The 17,479-nt window shown below is 42.3% G+C and carries 23 protein-coding genes; all 23 read left to right on the top strand.

Annotated features, from left to right (window positions below; all coding sequences use genetic code 11):
- Window positions 1-2: 2 nt before the first annotated feature.
- The 23 genes from rplO (at window position 3) to cwlD (ending at window position 17,256) form a co-directional block, all read left to right on the top strand.
- On the top strand, window positions 3-443 hold the full coding sequence (gene rplO / locus AC3ZVC_RS03845; RefSeq protein WP_214727156.1) for a 50S ribosomal protein L15: 441 nt from the start codon (window positions 3-5) through the stop codon (window positions 441-443).
- Entirely contained in the window at window positions 443-1,738 is a 1,296-nt protein-coding gene (gene secY, locus AC3ZVC_RS03840) for a preprotein translocase subunit SecY (protein ID WP_214727157.1), read from the top strand. The genes rplO and secY overlap by 1 nt, the downstream gene beginning before the upstream one ends.
- A gap of 59 nt (window positions 1,739-1,797) precedes the next feature.
- A complete protein-coding gene (locus tag AC3ZVC_RS03835) occupies window positions 1,798-2,448 on the top strand; it encodes an adenylate kinase (protein WP_214727158.1) in 651 nt (216 codons plus the stop codon).
- Window positions 2,445-3,191, top strand: a complete 747-nt coding sequence (gene map, locus AC3ZVC_RS03830; protein WP_490066318.1) for a type I methionyl aminopeptidase — start codon at window positions 2,445-2,447, stop codon at window positions 3,189-3,191. Before AC3ZVC_RS03835 ends, map begins: the two co-directional genes overlap by 4 nt.
- A gap of 16 nt (window positions 3,192-3,207) precedes the next feature.
- A complete protein-coding gene (locus tag AC3ZVC_RS03825) occupies window positions 3,208-3,543 on the top strand; it encodes a KOW motif-containing protein (RefSeq protein ID WP_490066317.1) in 336 nt (111 codons plus the stop codon).
- On the top strand, window positions 3,521-3,739 hold the full coding sequence (gene infA / locus AC3ZVC_RS03820) for a translation initiation factor IF-1 (protein WP_066192222.1): 219 nt from the start codon (window positions 3,521-3,523) through the stop codon (window positions 3,737-3,739). Before AC3ZVC_RS03825 ends, infA begins: the two co-directional genes overlap by 23 nt.
- A gap of 35 nt (window positions 3,740-3,774) precedes the next feature.
- Window positions 3,775-3,888 (top strand): 50S ribosomal protein L36, encoded by a 114-nt coding sequence (gene rpmJ / locus AC3ZVC_RS03815; RefSeq protein ID WP_000868344.1) that lies wholly within the window; start codon window positions 3,775-3,777, stop codon window positions 3,886-3,888.
- A gap of 22 nt (window positions 3,889-3,910) precedes the next feature.
- On the top strand, window positions 3,911-4,276 hold the full coding sequence (rpsM, locus tag AC3ZVC_RS03810) for a 30S ribosomal protein S13 (protein ID WP_110067561.1): 366 nt from the start codon (window positions 3,911-3,913) through the stop codon (window positions 4,274-4,276).
- 21 nt (window positions 4,277-4,297) lie between these two features.
- A complete protein-coding gene (gene rpsK, locus AC3ZVC_RS03805; protein WP_264806442.1) occupies window positions 4,298-4,687 on the top strand; it encodes a 30S ribosomal protein S11 in 390 nt (129 codons plus the stop codon).
- 174 nt (window positions 4,688-4,861) lie between these two features.
- Complete coding sequence (locus tag AC3ZVC_RS03800; protein WP_159869776.1) at window positions 4,862-5,806, top strand: DNA-directed RNA polymerase subunit alpha; 945 nt, start codon at window positions 4,862-4,864, stop codon at window positions 5,804-5,806.
- 78 nt (window positions 5,807-5,884) lie between these two features.
- Window positions 5,885-6,247, top strand: a complete 363-nt coding sequence (gene rplQ / locus AC3ZVC_RS03795) for a 50S ribosomal protein L17 (protein WP_214727162.1) — start codon at window positions 5,885-5,887, stop codon at window positions 6,245-6,247.
- Window positions 6,248-6,830: 583 nt separating this feature from the next.
- Window positions 6,831-7,670, top strand: a complete 840-nt coding sequence (locus tag AC3ZVC_RS03790) for an energy-coupling factor ABC transporter ATP-binding protein (RefSeq protein WP_490066316.1) — start codon at window positions 6,831-6,833, stop codon at window positions 7,668-7,670.
- Window positions 7,646-8,515 (top strand): energy-coupling factor ABC transporter ATP-binding protein, encoded by an 870-nt coding sequence (locus AC3ZVC_RS03785; protein WP_490066315.1) that lies wholly within the window; start codon window positions 7,646-7,648, stop codon window positions 8,513-8,515. Before AC3ZVC_RS03790 ends, AC3ZVC_RS03785 begins: the two co-directional genes overlap by 25 nt.
- On the top strand, window positions 8,512-9,309 hold the full coding sequence (locus tag AC3ZVC_RS03780) for an energy-coupling factor transporter transmembrane component T family protein (RefSeq protein WP_490066314.1): 798 nt from the start codon (window positions 8,512-8,514) through the stop codon (window positions 9,307-9,309). Before AC3ZVC_RS03785 ends, AC3ZVC_RS03780 begins: the two co-directional genes overlap by 4 nt.
- Before the next feature lie 12 nt (window positions 9,310-9,321).
- Window positions 9,322-10,059 (top strand): tRNA pseudouridine(38-40) synthase TruA, encoded by a 738-nt coding sequence (gene truA / locus AC3ZVC_RS03775; protein WP_490066313.1) that lies wholly within the window; start codon window positions 9,322-9,324, stop codon window positions 10,057-10,059.
- A 233-nt stretch (window positions 10,060-10,292) separates the two neighbouring features.
- Window positions 10,293-10,730, top strand: coding sequence for a 50S ribosomal protein L13 (gene rplM / locus AC3ZVC_RS03770; protein ID WP_214727167.1), 438 nt, complete (start codon window positions 10,293-10,295; stop codon window positions 10,728-10,730).
- 20 nt (window positions 10,731-10,750) lie between these two features.
- Window positions 10,751-11,143 carry a 30S ribosomal protein S9 gene (gene rpsI, locus AC3ZVC_RS03765; protein ID WP_026583690.1) on the top strand — a complete coding sequence of 131 codons (393 nt, stop codon included), beginning with the start codon at window positions 10,751-10,753 and terminating at the stop codon, window positions 11,141-11,143.
- A gap of 260 nt (window positions 11,144-11,403) precedes the next feature.
- Window positions 11,404-11,832, top strand: a complete 429-nt coding sequence (locus AC3ZVC_RS03760; RefSeq protein ID WP_490066312.1) for an ASCH domain-containing protein — start codon at window positions 11,404-11,406, stop codon at window positions 11,830-11,832.
- Window positions 11,833-12,186: 354 nt separating this feature from the next.
- Entirely contained in the window at window positions 12,187-13,029 is an 843-nt protein-coding gene (gene proC / locus AC3ZVC_RS03755; protein WP_490066311.1) for a pyrroline-5-carboxylate reductase, read from the top strand.
- Window positions 13,030-13,188: 159 nt separating this feature from the next.
- On the top strand, window positions 13,189-14,313 hold the full coding sequence (proB, locus tag AC3ZVC_RS03750) for a glutamate 5-kinase (protein WP_490066310.1): 1,125 nt from the start codon (window positions 13,189-13,191) through the stop codon (window positions 14,311-14,313).
- A gap of 24 nt (window positions 14,314-14,337) precedes the next feature.
- Window positions 14,338-15,606, top strand: a complete 1,269-nt coding sequence (locus AC3ZVC_RS03745) for a glutamate-5-semialdehyde dehydrogenase (RefSeq protein WP_490066309.1) — start codon at window positions 14,338-14,340, stop codon at window positions 15,604-15,606.
- A gap of 348 nt (window positions 15,607-15,954) precedes the next feature.
- Window positions 15,955-16,398, top strand: coding sequence for a YbaK family protein (locus AC3ZVC_RS03740; protein ID WP_490066308.1), 444 nt, complete (start codon window positions 15,955-15,957; stop codon window positions 16,396-16,398).
- Between the two features lie 135 nt (window positions 16,399-16,533).
- Window positions 16,534-17,256 (top strand): N-acetylmuramoyl-L-alanine amidase CwlD, encoded by a 723-nt coding sequence (gene cwlD / locus AC3ZVC_RS03735; protein ID WP_490066307.1) that lies wholly within the window; start codon window positions 16,534-16,536, stop codon window positions 17,254-17,256.
- The last annotated feature ends 223 nt before the right edge of the window (window positions 17,257-17,479 follow it).

Below are 17,479 nucleotides of genomic sequence, written 5' to 3'. Positions count from 1 at the left end.
ACATGAAACTTCATGAATTAAAGCCTGCAGAAGGTTCTCGTCAAGAACGCAAACGCAAAGGCCGTGGTATCGGTTCCGGTAATGGTAAAACTGCTGGTAAGGGTCATAAAGGTCAAAACGCTCGTTCTGGCGGCGGTGTCCGTCCTGGATTCGAGGGTGGTCAAACACCTTTATTCCAACGCTTACCTAAGCGCGGTTTCACTAACATCAACCGTAAAGAATACGCGGTTGTGAACCTTGATGCTCTAAACCGTTTCGAAGACGGAGCAGAAGTAACACCTGAGCTTCTTATCGAAACTGGTGTAGTAAGCAATGAAAAAGCAGGAATCAAGATTCTTGCAAAAGGCAAAGTTGAGAAAAAGCTTACAGTAAAAGCTCATAAATTCTCCTCTGCTGCAAAGGAAGCTATTGAAGCGGCCGGCGGTAAAACTGAGGTGATTTAATGTTTCAGACAATCTCCAATTTTATGCGTGTGGGTGATATAAGACGAAAGATTATTTTCACCCTTTTAATGCTGATCGTATTTCGCATCGGTACATTTATTCCTGTACCGGGCGTAAATGCTGATCTGTTAAAAGCCCAGGATGAACTTAATGTATTCGGTGTCCTGAATACATTCGGCGGCGGGGCGCTCCTTAACTTCTCGATCCTTGCTATGGGGATCATGCCGTATATTACTGCTTCCATTATTGTGCAGCTTTTGCAGATGGATGTCGTTCCTAAGTTTACGGAATGGTCTAAGCAAGGTGAGGTTGGACGCCGTAAGTTAGCTCAGTTTACCCGTTACTTTACAATCGTGCTTGGTTTTATCCAGGCTCTCGGTATGTCTTATGGGTTTAATAACCTTGCAGGCGGAATGCTGATTGAGAATCCGGGAATAGGATCATATTTGTTAATTGCTGTAGTATTGACTGCCGGAACTGCATTTTTAATGTGGCTTGGGGAGCAAATTACTTCAAAAGGCGTAGGCAATGGAATCTCCATCATTATCTTTGCTGGTATCGTAGCTGGTATTCCTTCAACGGTAAACCAGATCTATGCACAGCAGTTTGAAAATGCAGGAGAACAGCTATTCCTTCGCATTGTGACAGTATTGCTTATCTTAATCGCAGTTGTTGCTATTGTTGTGGGTACAATCTTTATCCAGCAAGCATTAAGAAAAATTCCTATTCAATACGCTAAGCGTGTGACAGCAGGAAAAAATTCTGCTGGCGGACAATCAACACATCTTCCTTTAAAAGTTAATGCAGCTGGAGTAATTCCGGTAATCTTTGCCATATCATTTATCATTACTCCAAGAACCATTGCAGGTTTCTTCGAACAAAATGATGTCACGTTATGGGTTCAGAGAATTTTTGACTATACGACTCCAATCGGAATGGTCATTTATAGTGCATTAATTATTGCTTTTACTTATTTCTATGCTTTCATTCAGGTGAATCCGGAACAAGTTGCGGAAAACTTGAAGAAGCAGGGCGGTTATATTCCGGGCATTCGTCCAGGAAATAACACGCAGGAATATTTGACTCGCGTCTTATACCGTTTAACATTTGTTGGTGCGCTGTTCCTAACAGTTATTTCAATTCTGCCGGTATTCTTCATTAATATCGCTGGATTGCCTGAATCTGCACAAATCGGGGGCACAAGCCTGCTAATCGTAGTCGGTGTTGCACTTGAAACAATGAAGCAGCTTGAAGCACAGCTGGTTAAGCGTCATTATAAAGGTTTCATAAAATAATTTGGTTGAAGGGGACAGCGTGTTCCCTAAAACCATTTAGAGACTAGGGGGAAATTGACGTGAATTTAGTATTAATGGGGCTCCCTGGTGCCGGCAAAGGTACACAAGCTGAGAAGATCGTCCAAAAATACGGCATCCCTCATATCTCTACTGGAGATATGTTCCGTGCGGCTATTAAAGGCGAAACGGAACTAGGCCTTAAAGCTAAATCATTCATGGATAAAGGTGAACTTGTACCTGATGAAGTTACAATCGGCATTGTCCGTGAACGTTTAAGCAAGGATGATTGCGAAAAAGGCTTTTTGCTTGATGGCTTCCCAAGAACGGTAGCCCAAGCTGATGCCCTTGAAGACATCCTTTCTGATTTGAATAAAAAAATCGATTATGTTATTAATATTGATGTCGATCAGAGCATTCTAATGGAACGTCTTACAGGACGCCGCATTTGTAAAGATTGCGGAGCTACTTATCATTTGGTATTCAATCCTCCAGCGAAAGATGGAGTGTGCGATCGCTGCGGCGGAGAATTGTACCAGCGTGCAGATGATAACGAAGCTACTGTTCAGAATAGACTTGACGTTAATATTAAACAAACAAAACCGTTGCTTGATTTCTACGAAACGAAAGGATATCTGCGCAATATTGATGGTCAGCAAGATATTAATAAAGTATTTTCTGATCTTGATGCTTTGCTCGGGGGCTTACAATGATCATTTGCAAAACCCCGCGTGAAATTGAAATAATGCGTGAGGCCGGCCGGATCGTAGCACTTACACACCAGGAACTGAAGAAACACATTGAACCTGGAATCACAACCTTGGAATTAGATGAAATTGCTGACATGTTTATTCGTAGACACGATGCAATCCCATCTTTCAAAGGGTATAATGGATTCCGCGGAAGTATATGTGCTTCAGTCAATGATGAACTTGTTCATGGCATTCCTGGTGAAAGAGTATTAAATAATGGTGATATAATCAGCATTGATATTGGTGCTAAATATAACGGTTATCATGGTGACTCAGCCTGGACTTATGCGGTAGGCAAAATTGATGAGGATGCCCAGCGTCTTATGGATGTGACGGAGGAATCATTATATAAAGGCCTGGCAGAAGCAAAACCGGGTGAGCGCTTGTCGAACATCTCCCATGCTATCCAAACGTATGCGGAATCTAATGGCTTTTCCATTGTGCGCGAGTATGTCGGCCATGGTGTAGGGCAAGACTTACATGAGGACCCCCAAATTCCTCATTATGGACCGCCCAACAGAGGGCCGCGTTTAAAGCCGGGTATGGTACTTGCAATTGAACCGATGGTGAATGCAGGAAGTCGTTATGTGAAAACGTTAGCCGATAACTGGACTGTTGTGACGGTTGACGGTAAAATGTGTGCACACTTTGAGCATACAATAGCGATCACTGAATCCGGTTATGAAATATTAACAAAAGCCTAAGGTGCAGGTGATTCCATTGGTTGATTCTGATTCGAATCCGCAGCCTGGTCAAATTGTTTTGATCAAACGCGGGCGCGATGCTGGTCAATATGCTATAATTATAAGGTTGTTGGATGAAAGGTTTGTTTTGCTTGCTGACGGTGAGAAGAAGAAGTTCGATCACCCAAAGAAAAAGAACATTCAGCATCTGCAATTGCGTAATTATATCTCTCCAGAAGTTCAGAGCAGTCTCAAAGAGACCGGCCGTGTAACAAACGGAAAGTTGCGCTTTGCTCTTGCAAAGTATGTAAAGGAATTCGTATATGATATAAAGAAGGGAGAATCGTTCAATGGCGAAAGACGATGTAATTGAAATAGAAGGCACAGTTATTGATACTTTGCCAAATGCAATGTTTAAGGTAGAATTAGAAAATGGTCATACAGTGCTGGCTCATGTTTCCGGTAAAATCCGTATGCATTTCATCCGTATCTTACCTGGAGATAAAGTAACAGTTGAGCTATCTCCATATGATTTAACACGCGGTAGAATCACATATCGTTTTAAATAATCATTGCACTCCGTACTATTAAGGAGGTTAGGATAATGAAAGTAAGACCATCAGTTAAACCAATCTGCGAAAAGTGTAAAGTTATCCGCAGACGTGGAAAAGTAATGGTTATCTGTGAAAACCCTAAACATAAACAAAAACAAGGCTAAAATGAAGGAGGTGCGCTAACGAATGGCACGTATTGCTGGTGTAGATATTCCACGTGAAAAGCGTGTAGTAATCTCATTAACTTATATCTTTGGTATTGGTAAATCTACAGCTCAGAAGATTCTAGCTGAAGCTGGTGTTTCTGAAGACACTCGTGTTCGTGATTTAACGGAAGATGAATTAAACAAAATCCGTGACATCATTGACAAACTAAAAGTTGAAGGTGACCTTCGCCGTGAGGTTTCACTTAACATCAAGCGTTTAATGGAGATCGGAAGCTATCGCGGTCTACGTCATCGCCGTGGTTTACCGGTTCGCGGACAAAACACTAAAAACAACGCACGTACACGCAAAGGTCCTCGTAAGACTGTAGCGAACAAGAAGAAATAATCGGTAAAGGAGGTACTATAAATGGCTCGTAAAACTAATACACGTAAACGTCGTGTGAAAAAGAATATTGAACAAGGTATTGCACATATCCGTTCTACTTTCAATAACACAATCGTAACTATTACTGATGTTCATGGAAATGCTGTTTCCTGGTCAAGTGCCGGAGCTCTTGGATTCAGAGGTTCTCGTAAATCTACTCCATTCGCAGCTCAGATGGCAGCTGAAACTGCAGCTAAAACTTCTCAGGAACATGGTATGAAATCCCTTGAAGTAACTGTAAAAGGACCTGGTGCAGGACGTGAAGCTGCTATCCGTGCTCTTCAAGCTGCCGGCCTTGAGGTTACTGCAATCAGAGACGTAACTCCTGTTCCACATAACGGATGTCGACCACCAAAACGCCGCCGTGTATAATTTTTCTGTATAGATTTTGTATCCTTGTCTATAATGGGATATGATACTAATTTTTTAGCTCATACAGAACAATTATTCCAGTTGTTGTGCACAAAACGGGAACGTATACATGGGGGAATTTCGGTTAGAGATTGCTAGCCGGGGTTTCGACGTTTTGAAGGAGGGTATATTTTGATGATCGAAATAGAAAAACCAAAAATCGAAACGGTTGAGATCAGCGATGATGCCAAGTACGGCAAGTTCGTCGTAGAGCCACTTGAGCGTGGATATGGTACAACTTTGGGTAACTCCTTACGTCGTATCCTTTTATCCTCACTCCCAGGTGCCGCTGTCACATCGATCCAAATTGATGGGGTACTTCATGAGTTCTCAACAATTGAAGGCGTCGTAGAAGATGTAACATCTATCATTTTAAACATTAAAAAACTAGCACTTAAAATCTACTCTGATGAAGAAAAGACATTAGAAATAGATGTACAGGGTGAAGGTGTAGTAAAAGCAGCTGACGTAACCCATGACAGTGATGTTGAAATCCTTAATCCGGATCTTCATATCGCCACTCTTGGTTCAAATGCCCACTTGCGCATGCGCTTAACTGCGAAGCGTGGACGCGGCTATACACCAGCTGACCAAAACAAGAGAGAAGATCAGCCGATTGGTGTGATTCCGATCGATTCCATCTACACTCCAGTAGCTCGTATTTCATATCAGGTAGAGAATACACGTGTGGGGCAAATGACTAACTATGATAAGTTAACATTCGATGTTTGGACTGACGGAAGTACAGGTCCTCAAGATGCGGTTGCACTTGGAGCGAAGATCTTAACTGAGCATTTGAATATATTTGTCGGTTTGACTGATGAAGCTCAAAATGCCGAAATCATGGTTGAAAAAGAAGAAGATCAAAAAGAGAAAGTACTTGAGATGACAATTGAAGAACTGGATCTTTCTGTACGTTCTTACAACTGTTTAAAGCGTGCTGGCATCAACACTGTTCAGGAGTTAGCTAATAAGACTGAAGAGGATATGATGAAGGTTCGAAACTTGGGCAGAAAGTCTCTTGAGGAAGTAAAACATAAATTAGAAGATCTTGGACTGGGCTTACGTAAAGACGATTGATAAGTTAACATTAGTTAATTATCAATTTATGTATGCTTTCAGCAGATTGAATGACTTCAACAAAGGAGGGAAACTTTCATGGGATACAGAAAGTTAGGACGCACTAGTGCACAACGTAAAGCTATGCTGCGTGACTTAGCAACAGATCTAATCATCAATGAGCGCATCGAAACAACTGAAGCTCGTGCGAAAGAACTTCGTTCAGTTGTTGAGAAAATGATCACTCTTGGAAAGCGTGGCGACTTGCATGCTCGTCGTCAAGCATCAGCTTTTGTTCGTAATGAGGTAGCAAACGCTGAAACTAAGCAAGATGCAGTTCAAAAACTATTCAGCGACATCGCAACTCGTTATGAAGAGCGCCAAGGCGGATACACTCGTATTATGAAGCTTGGACCTCGTCGTGGAGACGGTGCGCCAATGGTAATTATCGAGTTAGTATAATTTTAAAGGAAAGGGCGCGGGACAGTTTAATCAGAAACTTGTTCTTTGCCCTTTTTCTATAACGTGGATACCTTCCTTAATTTGTAAGGTGTCCGTTAACCAAGCAAAAAAACGAGCGTTATGATGAGCATGTACATCTTTTAAACAGGATGAAGGGATTTTTGTACCTTCCTTCTTAAAAGGCTCTCCTTTTTCCTGGTACACTGTCTCGTCTAGCTCACGCACCTCTTCCGTTTTCTATTAATGCGATGGACAGGATTTCTATCTGACGGAAAGAGGTGCAGGCTTTTTTAATAGCAAGAACCACCATACTGCTTAAGTATGAGCTTTTAATAGGGAGGCATAATAGGCATCCAATAAGCTTAGATAGCAGAAATCCAGTTTTCTTGTATCGTACAAGTGTGGGAGAATGGTTACATTCAACGCTTGCTATCCAGTTAAATAACCTATTATCGAACTATTAAAGCTCGCCAAAAATGGCGGGTTTTTTATTAGGCAAAAAATATAGTAAGTTTAGGCAGCAAAGATTTATTATGAGCAGAGCTGAAAAAAGAGAGAAGCAGAGTTGAGAGGAGGAATCGAGATGAAAGAGCCACTGGTTGTATTAGAGAATGTCTCGTTTAAATACGATGCTGAGTCTGAATATGCCCTTCGAGATGTTTCATTTACTATTTTTAAGGGAGAATGGCTAGCTATTGTAGGTCATAACGGTTCAGGAAAGTCGACGCTTGCCAAGCTCCTGAATGGTTTGCATTTTCCTCTTGAAGGGATCATAACAGTTGGCGGAATGAAATTGGCAGAGCATACTGTATGGGAGACCAGAAAGAAGATCGGCATGGTTTTTCAAAATCCGGATAACCAGTTTGTTGGAACTACGGTTCAAGATGATGTGGCTTTTGGTTTAGAAAACCATGGAATTGAAAGAAATGACATGGTGCAAAGAGTTACTCAATCATTAGAAAAAGTCAAAATGGCACAATTTCTTGATCAAGAGCCGCACCATCTTTCCGGAGGCCAGAAGCAAAGGGTAGCGATTGCAGGCGTCATCGCCTTAAGGCCGGATATCATTATCCTTGATGAGTCTACCTCCATGCTGGATCCAAGAGGGCGTGAAGAAGTTTTGGAAACAGTTAGAGAGCTTAAGAAGGATTATAATATGACGGTTATCTCGATTACTCATGATTTAGAGGAAGCCGCAAAGGCGGACCGTATTCTGGTCATGAACAAAGGACAGCTTTATCGTGAGGGAACACCTGAGGAAATCTTTCAAATGGATGACGAGCTAGTTAAGCTCGGTTTAGATATCCCCTTTCCTGTTAAGCTTAGCAAAATGTTAAGGGAAAAAGGATTGCCCTTATCCAGGCATTATTTATCTGAAGAAGAGTTGGTGGAAGAGTTATGGACATTTCACTCCAAGATGTAGAATACCGATACCAGGTTAATACGCCATTTGAACGCCTTGCGATAAAAGATGTATCCATCGATATCCCAACCGGGACCTTCCTGGCTATCATTGGGCATACAGGGTCTGGAAAGTCTACTGTTCTCCAGCATTTGAATGCGCTGCTGAAGCCGAAAGAAGGCAAGGTGGTTATTGGTGATCGAGTCATTACTGCAGAGAAAAAACAGAAAAAGCTTAAGGAAGTCCGCCAAAGGGTCGGAATCGTATTTCAGTTTCCAGAGCATCAGCTGTTTGAGGAAACGGTAGAAAAAGATATATGTTTTGGCCCCATGAATTTTGGAGTTTCTGAAATGGAAGCCAAAAAAAGGGCACGTGCAGCAATCCTGCAAGTTGGACTTCCAGAAGAAATCCTGAACAAGTCTCCGTTTGATCTATCTGGCGGGCAAATGAGGCGTGTTGCCATTGCCGGTGTGCTTGCTATGGAACCAGATGTTATTGTCCTGGATGAGCCCACTGCGGGCCTTGATCCGCGAGGCAGAAAAGAGATTATGGATATGTTCTTTAGCTTGCATCAAACCAGAGGGCTGTCAACTGTGCTGGTAACTCATAGCATGGAGGATGCCTCCCGTTACGCTGACCAGATTGTGATTATGCATAACGGAGAAGTGTATGAGAAGGGAACACCTAAAGAAATCTTTTCCTCACCTGAGGGGTTGCTTAAACTTGGCCTTGATGTCCCAGAGGTTGTCCGTTTTCAGCAGAAATTTGAAAGGTTATTCAACATCCGTTTCTCTAAGACTTGTTTAACAATGGAAGAGCTGACGGAAGAGGTAGCATCATTAGTGAAGAGGGGTGCGCCGAAATGATGGAGAAAATGATTTTTGGGCGCTACGTTCCCGCTGATTCTGTCATTCATTGGATGGATCCCCGCTCAAAGCTGGTTCTTATCTTCTTATTTGTCTGTATCGTGTTTCTTGCCAATAATTTTCTGACTTACGGTTTATTAACGGTTTATACCTTCTTTATGATCGCTTTGTCCAAAGTGCCGTTCAAGTTTATTTATACGGGCTTGAAGCCAGTACTTCTGCTTGTTATTTTTACTTTATTCCTGCACTTATTTTTAACGAAAGAAGGAGAAGTCCTCTTCCAGTTTGGGTGGTTAACCATCTATGAAGAAGGATTGAGGCAGGGTATCTTTATTTCATTGCGCTTTTTCCTGCTGATTTTGATGACTTCCATTTTGACATTAACAACGACACCGATTGAAATAACGGACGGTCTGGAAAGTCTGCTCGCTCCTCTAAATAAGATAAAGTTTCCGGTTCATGAGCTGGCTCTGATGATGTCTATTTCTCTTCGGTTTATTCCAACCCTCATGCAGGAAACAGATAAGATTATGAAGGCACAAACAGCAAGGGGAGTGGACTTTACGAGCGGCCCTATTAAAGACCGGGTTAAAGCCATAATCCCGCTGCTAATCCCCTTGTTCGTCAGTTCTTTTAAAAGGGCTGAGGAGCTTGCAGTGGCGATGGAGGCACGCGGGTACAGAGGCGGGGAAGGCAGAACGAAATACCGGCAGCTTAGCTGGGGTCTGAAGGATACAGGAATGCTTGCTCTGCTTGCAGCACTGACCCTTGTGCTATTTCTGCTGAGAACGTAATGGAGCTGAATTATGCAAAGATTTAAATGTATCGTTACCTATGATGGCACCCATTTTGCCGGCTATCAGGTTCAGCCGAATAAGCGGACCGTACAGGGAGAGCTGGAGCGGGCCTTAAAGAAACTTCATAAGGGAGAAGACATAAGGGTCACAGCATCCGGAAGAACCGATGCTGGCGTCCATGCAAGTGGTCAGGTGATTCACTTTGATTCTCCACTAAATATTCCTCTTGAAAAGTGGGAGCTTGCCCTGAATTCACTGTTGCCGGATGATTTGGCGATCATGGGGGCTGCCAGGGCTGCTGAGGACTTTCACGTACGCTTCGATGCCAAAGGGAAGGAATATCGGTACTTCGTGCATTTGTCGTCCAGGAGGGATCCTTTTAAGCGCCATTATGCTTATCAATTTCCTTATGCTTTAAATGTTGGCTCTATGAAAAAAGCAGCAGCGGGCTTAGTTGGGACGCACGATTTCACGAGCTTCTGTTCAGCAAAAACGGAAGTGCAAGATAAGGTAAGGGAAATCCAGGAGATCGAGGTGCTCGAAGAAGGGGATATGCTCATATTCCGTTTTAAAGGCACTGGTTTTTTATATAATATGATCCGCATACTCGTCGGAACTCTTCTGGAGGTTGGGTCCGGGGAAAGAGACCCGGATTCCATGACTGCTGTTATCGAGGAGAAAAACAGATCTGCTGCAGGGAAAACAGCGCCTCCCCAAGGTTTATATTTATGGAAAGTTTTTTATTAAAATTTTGGTAAAAAACAGCGAGGAACCACGGGGACGCGTTGTAAAGCCAAATTCTTTTTAAAAAAAAGATCTAAAACAACTAAACCAGGTGTAACATCCCCTTGACATTGGACTGTCAAAGTTATAATATAGCATATGGTATTATTATTAAAACCACGATAAGCCCCGGAACTTATTGTGTCGAATATATTAAACCAAAATGATTAATGATGGATTTATTAGGAGGGAAACTGATGCGTACAACGTTTATGGCGAATTCAAATAATATCGAACGTAAATGGTACGTGGTTGATGCTGAAGGCAAAACTCTAGGTCGTCTTGCTAGTGAAGTAGCATCAATCTTACGTGGTAAACATAAACCAACTTATACACCACATGTAGATACTGGTGATCATGTTATTCTTATCAACGCTTCAAAAATCGAACTTACTGGGAAAAAGCTTACTGACAAGATCTACTACCGTCACAGCATGCACCCAGGCGGTCTAAAGACAAGAACTGCTCTTGAAATGCGTACAAACTACCCTGAGAGAATGTTAGAGCTTGCTATCAAAGGCATGCTTCCAAAGAACTCTCTTGGCCGTCAAATGTTCAAGAAATTACACGTATATGCTGGTAGCGAACATCCGCACCAAGCACAACAACCTGAAGTTTACGAACTTCGTGGATAATTTTTAGGGAGGTTATTAACTTGGCACAGGTTCAATATATTGGTACTGGTCGTCGTAAGAGCTCCGTTGCACGTGTTCGTTTAGTTCCAGGCGACGGTAAAATCATCATCAATGGTCGTGAAATCACAGATTACATTCCTTTTGCAGCTTTACGTGAAGTTGTAAAACAACCGCTTGTAGCTACTGAAACTCTTAACAGCTATGACATTCTTGTAAATGTAAATGGCGGTGGATACACTGGTCAAGCTGGCGCAATCCGCCACGGTATCGCTCGTGCGTTACTTCAAGCTGATCCAGAATTCCGTCCAACATTAAAGCGCGCAGGACTATTAACTCGTGACGCACGTATGAAAGAGCGTAAGAAATACGGTCTTAAAGGTGCTCGTCGTGCTCCTCAGTTCTCAAAGCGTTAATTATCAGCGTTTCAAAGGCTCTCAACCGATTTGGTTGGGGGTCTTTTTTAATTCTAAAAAGCTTAGTTGACTTTTAGAACAACTAGATCCAGGTTGGAAAAGCGGTTATTTAAATAAGTGACTGGGAAGCTGAATATAGTACTGAACAAGACTCTATTCTTTAGCTAAGAATCGTATTTGTTTTTAGCCTTTGCAAAATTGAAATAAGGATACAGGGGCATATTAAAATTAGGTTCTAGAATTTGAAAGGGTGCAGAAGCTTGAAAGTTCTATCAATGATCCAGCCTTGGGCAAGTCTTTTTGTTCTGAGAGAATCGAAGTTTGAAACAAGGTCTTGGAAAACGAATTATAGAGGATCTTTAGCTATTCATACAAGTATAAAGGTAGATAGAGCTGCGTGCCGCCATATAGCAATTCAAAATCTCTTAAAGAAGCATGGGTACTTAAGTGAGAATCTTCCCACTGGTATGATCATTGCCAAGTGTAACCTTGAGAATTGCTTAAAAATCATTGGAAATGATCAATCTTCTGCCATTTTGGAAGATGGACGAGTCATAACAGGGAATGAATTTTTTCTTGGGGACTATAGAATGGGAGGCTACGTCTGGGAGATTAAAAATATGCAGATGCTCCATGATTTTATACCGGCAAAAGGCAAACTAGGGCTATGGGAGCATGAGCTGAATTAGCCAAAAGTGCAGTTTGAAAAGATAAATAGTCCTTCATATCGCTCAGCCAGCCAGCTGGGTTTTTTTATTTTTAATTCGGTAAGTCACTGTCGCTTATTGTCGGATATAGCAGACTATACAGAAAGTGGTGATTTTTATTTCAGCAAATATCGGCTTGAGAAGGGATTATCATTGCTGAGGAAGCCTAAGGGGATGTTCAGATGTAAATGTTAGCGTTTTCATTCACTATCTCGCCCTTATCCTCCTGACTTTCCGATATAGCCTTGATTATGAGTCTCAGCATGTTACGATAGATAACGTTGAAAAAATACGAACGGTTTTACGAACAGAATGATCATCTTAAGGAGGATGTCCATGTTAGAAAATAAAACGATTGCTTTTTTAGGCGCAGGTTCAATGGCAGAGTCAATGATTTCAGGAGTTATGACAGCTGAAAAAATGCCGGCCGATCAAGTTTATGTTACAAACAAGAGCAATGCAGGCAGACTTGTTGAAATGGGTGAAAAGTACGGTGTGCAGGCTATGCCGCAGAGCGAGCTGCCATTTGAAAAGATTGACTTGTTTATTTTAGCCATGAAACCAAAGGGTGCAGAAGAAGCTCTTCATTCTATAAAAGACAAATTAAAACCTAACCAGGTGATCCTTTCTGTATTAGCAGGCATTACAACGGAGTTTATGGAAGAGCATTTAAATGCTGGCCAGCAGGTTGTCCGTGTGATGCCGAATACCTCAAGCATGATTCAGGAATCCGCTACTGCTGTCGTGGCAGGCAAGAATACAAGCATGGCTAATGTTGAATTGGTTAAGGAGCTGCTTGAATGCATGGGTGAGGTTTATATCATCGATGAAGACCAAATGGATGTTTTTACGGGGTTAGCCGGAAGCGGTCCTGCCTATTTCTATTATTTGATGGAAAACATGGAACGCGTAGGGGTAGAAAAAGGTATGGATGAAGAAACGGTTCGAAAAATAGTGGCGCAAACCATTTTCGGTGCTGCAAAGATGGTACTGGAAAAAGAAGAAGCACCGACTTCACTTAGGGAAAAAGTAACTTCTCCTAACGGAACTACCGCTTCGGGACTGGAAGCGCTAAGGAAATTTAACGGAGGAGAAGCCATCTCACAGGCAGTCGAACATGCTGCGAAACGCTCGAAGGAAATCAGCAAGGAATTGGAAGGGGCACTTGTCACTTCCTAGCCTTTAGGAAGTTCATAAACCCGGGGAATAAATCGGTCGAATTCTTTTGACTCTCTGGCCCACCCCATGCGGCCATTGTGTCAATGCGAACTTCTCGGCCCCTGTACTTATTTATGAACCGCAATTATAAAGGCTGCAATAGTTCACAGGAGGTATTGGATGTTAAATAAAGAAAAGCAGATAAAAAGAGTTGTTATTAAGATTGGAAGCAGCTCATTAACAAGCATGCATGGAGAAATCAGCCGCAGGAAGCTTGAAAATCTTGCGGAGCAAATTGTGGCTTTGAAGGATGCAGGCTATGAAACAGCTGTGGTTTCATCAGGTGCGGTAGCAGCGGGTTATCGCAAGCTTGGGTGCATTGAACGCCCATCATCACTTCCGGAAAAGCAGGCTGCAGCTTCAATTGGCCAAGGGCTACTAATGGAATCTTACTCAGAACTCTTTTTATCTCACGGGTATGTGGCTTCACAAATATTAATCACACGAAGTGACTTCTCCGATGAAGTACGTTATGGAAATATGCATAACACGATGAATGTGCTATTGGAGCGCGGAATCATTCCAATTATTAATGAAAATGATACCGTTACAGTCGATCGGTTGAAATTTGGGGACAATGATACCCTTGCTGCGAAGGTTGCAGGCCTTATTGATGCTGATCTGCTCATCATTCTATCGGATATTGATGGCCTATATGACAGCAATCCAAATGATAATCCAAATGCAAAGCTTCTGGAAAATGTTCATTCCATTACACCGGAAATTGAAGCAGCAGCTGGCGGGTCAGGAAGTGCTGTTGGAACCGGCGGCATGAAATCAAAGATCCAGGCAGTGAAAATTGCGATGGCAGCAGGGATCGACTCCTTTTTAGGAAAAGCAGGAACCGAGAATATCTTATTGGATGCTGTGGAAGGTACTGCAAAAGGAACTTATTTCGAACAGGAATCAGATGCATTTAACCTCGATAATCAAAGACAGTGGATTGCTTTCCATTCAGGTCCAGAAGGCAAGGTTACAATCAACTCTAATGCCAAAGCCGCCATTATTGATAAAAATGAAAATTTGTATCGTTCTGATATCCAGGAGGTTAAAGGCCGGTTCAAGGATGGCGCTGTTGTCCGTATCCTTGATGAAGAAGGAAAAGAGATCGGCCTCGGCAGAATTAATTTTTCAAATGAACAGCTTAATGAAATGACAGCAGAAGATGAAAAAGAGCTAGAACCGGCAATTGCACAAGAAACGTTTGTATGTTCACGAGATTTTAAACTGCCGGCACTTGTTTAATGTAAATATACTAGGAGGGATTCAATGACTACTGCAGCTGCAGTAAAGAAAAATACAGTTGAAGAACAGGCGAAAAAGGCAAAAAGGGCTGCCAAAAGTTTAAGTATTTTAACGACAGAAGAGAAAAATGAAGCACTTCGTACAGTCGCAGATGCTTTGGATACAGGATATGAATCGATTATACAAGCAAATCTTATCGATCTAAAAAATGGAGAAGAAAAAGGGTTTGAGCAGGCCTTTATGGACCGTCTTTCCCTTAATAAAGAACGAATATTTGACTTTGCAGACGGCCTTCGCCAAGTCGCAGAACTTCCTGACCCAATTGGAGATGTCATGTCAGGCTGGACATTGGATAACGGATTGAAGGTAGAAGAGGTAAGAGTTCCGCTTGGCGTCATTGGAATGATATATGAGGCGCGCCCAAATGTAACGGCTGATGCAGCAGGCCTGGCCTTAAAGTCAGGAAATGCCATCGTTTTAAAAGGCGGTTCTTCCGCTCTTAATTCGAATAAAGCCATTGTGGAGATTATTCATAATGCACTTGAAGAAACAAAAATACCAAAAGATGCGGTTCAATTCATTGATACGGTGGACAGAGAAGCCACACAAAAGCTTTTCACTATGAAAGAGCATATCGATGTATTAATTCCACGAGGAGGAGCATCTTTAATTAAAGCTGTTGTTGAAAATGCGACAGTTCCTGTGCTTGAAACAGGAGTAGGTAACTGCCATATATATGTTGATAAGGATGCAGATCCGGAGAAAGCCATTAATATCCTTATTAATGCAAAAACAGATCGGCCGGCTGTCTGCAATGCAGCGGAAACGCTGATTGTTCATGAAGCATGGCTTAACCAGCATAAAGAATTGCTTGCGGAATCACTTAAAAAGCATGGTATTACCGTTCATGGAGACGAGTCAGCAGCAGCTGCTCTTCCGGATGTAAAGGCAGCAACTGAAAGTGATTGGGCAAATGAATATTTAAGCCTGGATCTAGCTGTAAAAACAGTTAAAGATTTGGAAGAAGCGAATGACCATATCGACCAGTATGGTACAAAGCATTCTGAAGCGATTATTACAGAAAATGCAGACACAGCAAAGAAGTTTATGCAGTTAACGGATGCTGCGGCACTTTACCATAATGCATCCACAAGGTTTACAGATGGAGGGGCGCTAGGCTTTGGTGCTGAAATCGGCATATCAACACAAAAACTTCATGCGAGAGGACCTATGGGCCTTCCAGCATTAACAACCCGTAAATATTTAATGTCCGGAAACGGGCAAATTAGATAAGAGCTTATGACAGGCACCGGCGTACGCGGGTGCTTTTTTTGTTAGACAGTGTTAACGCAATTTGTTTGTTATGTTGGTTTACTCGTAAATACCTGTCACATTTCCTTTGTCGTGTCTAGTTAGTCTGCAAATTCGATTCAATGTCTTTCGGTAAAAGCGTAAAGGGAGACACTGCAGGCGTATAAATGCCGGAAGCTTTGAAGGCCGCGGAAAACGATTGTCTGCAGCGGAAATCAACACCGAAGCTTAACGGTGTCTTTGTTAAAAAAATTGGCAGCTGAATCGTGCCTGCTTTTTGTATTTCTCTCCCGCGGCAGATAAAGACTATCTTCAAGGGGTGAGAATGCAGTGACTGTCATAACGACGTTCAAAGAGAAAAAAAGAGAAAAGCAAATTAAATATGAAAAATCAGTCCTTCGGGAAATTTCCATAAAAGCTTTAAAAGAAAAAGTTCAGCAGTTTTTTGGCTCGTCCAGGTTTGTTTCTGGGTTGATGATGAATTCCGGAATCGAAGAAGCCTGTTACGATGTGGCGATAGAAGCGTATTTGCTGGGCGCAAATTACAGCCGTTTTGGGTTCTATGGCGAATCCGTGGATCAAGTCCGTATTAGGTGTGAAAAAGAACAAAAACATCTAGTTGATACTTTATATAACTTCTTCCTGTACTGGGGACATGGTTCAGAGGCTGTTATGAGCGAATCCCTTTATTACATGTGCGAGCAATATGTAAACAGCTGGTGGTCAGAAGGGTTTAATAAAGGAGAAAGAAGGCATAAGCTACGGCTGCACTGACTGCCGCCCTCACTAAGACTTAGCCCATCTCATTGTCTCTAGTGAGGCGTTGCGGTGTCCCTTTTCGAAGTTCTAGAACTCCTCCTTGTCCCATATATTGAAATGAGGATAAGCAGGAGGGATTGATTAGGGCATATGAAGAAAAAATTAAAAATAAGCGGGTTTGCGATCGGGCTTATCATTCTTTTTCTCATTTTACAATATGATTTTACGGATGATGATTCTTGGGAATCGTGGAATCTGCCGTTAACGGGAAAGATTATCTTGCTTGACCCAGGCCACGGTGGTCCGGATGGCGGCGCCGGCGATGAGGGCGCACTGGAGAAAGATATCGCCCTTGATGTTTCTTTAAAAGTAAGGGACTACCTTCAGGAACAGGGAGCCCTTGTGATGATGACGAGAGAGGATGATCGGGACCTTGCACCTGAGGGGACCAGGGGATATAGCAGGAGAAAAGTGGAAGACCTTAAGAAAAGGCTTGAAATGATTAATACTTCTGATTCCGATTTTTACGTAAGCATTCATTTAAATTCGATTCCTTCTCCCCGGTGGAGCGGTGCCCAGACCTTCTACGCGCCTGGAATCAAAGAAAACGCGAAAGCCGCAAAATTCATTCAGGACGAGCTGCGCCGCAATCTGGAAAATACAAACCGAAATTCCAAACCGTTGAATAATGTTTTTATCTTAAAATACGCTAAAAAACCGGGGGTCCTAGTTGAAGTAGGATTTTTATCCAACCCGGGTGAAAGAGCTAACTTGAAGACAGAAGAGTATCAGGATAAAATTGCTGCATCCATATATAATGGAATCATGCGCTTTTATACAAATGAGGAAGAATTAACAGAGAAGTGGGAGTGAAAAGGTGCTGAAATGGCATCTTTTCTTTTTTTAGCGTTGCTCTGTTAAAGCTCATTATTGATTTTGGCAATATGCAGATTGGAGTGGAAGGGACGAGATCCTCGAATATGCATTCGCATTTTCTTCGTGTGTTATCTAGTCTAGGATGCTGATTCAACGTCCGGACCGCTCGTGACTTCAGCGGACATCAACAGGCAAGTTTAACAGAGTTTTAGAAGCAAGG

The sequence above is a fragment of the Cytobacillus sp. C11.1 genome, assembly GCF_058145115.1.
Note: the sequence above shows the minus strand (reverse complement) of the source record. Positions and strands in the feature narration are given on the sequence as shown.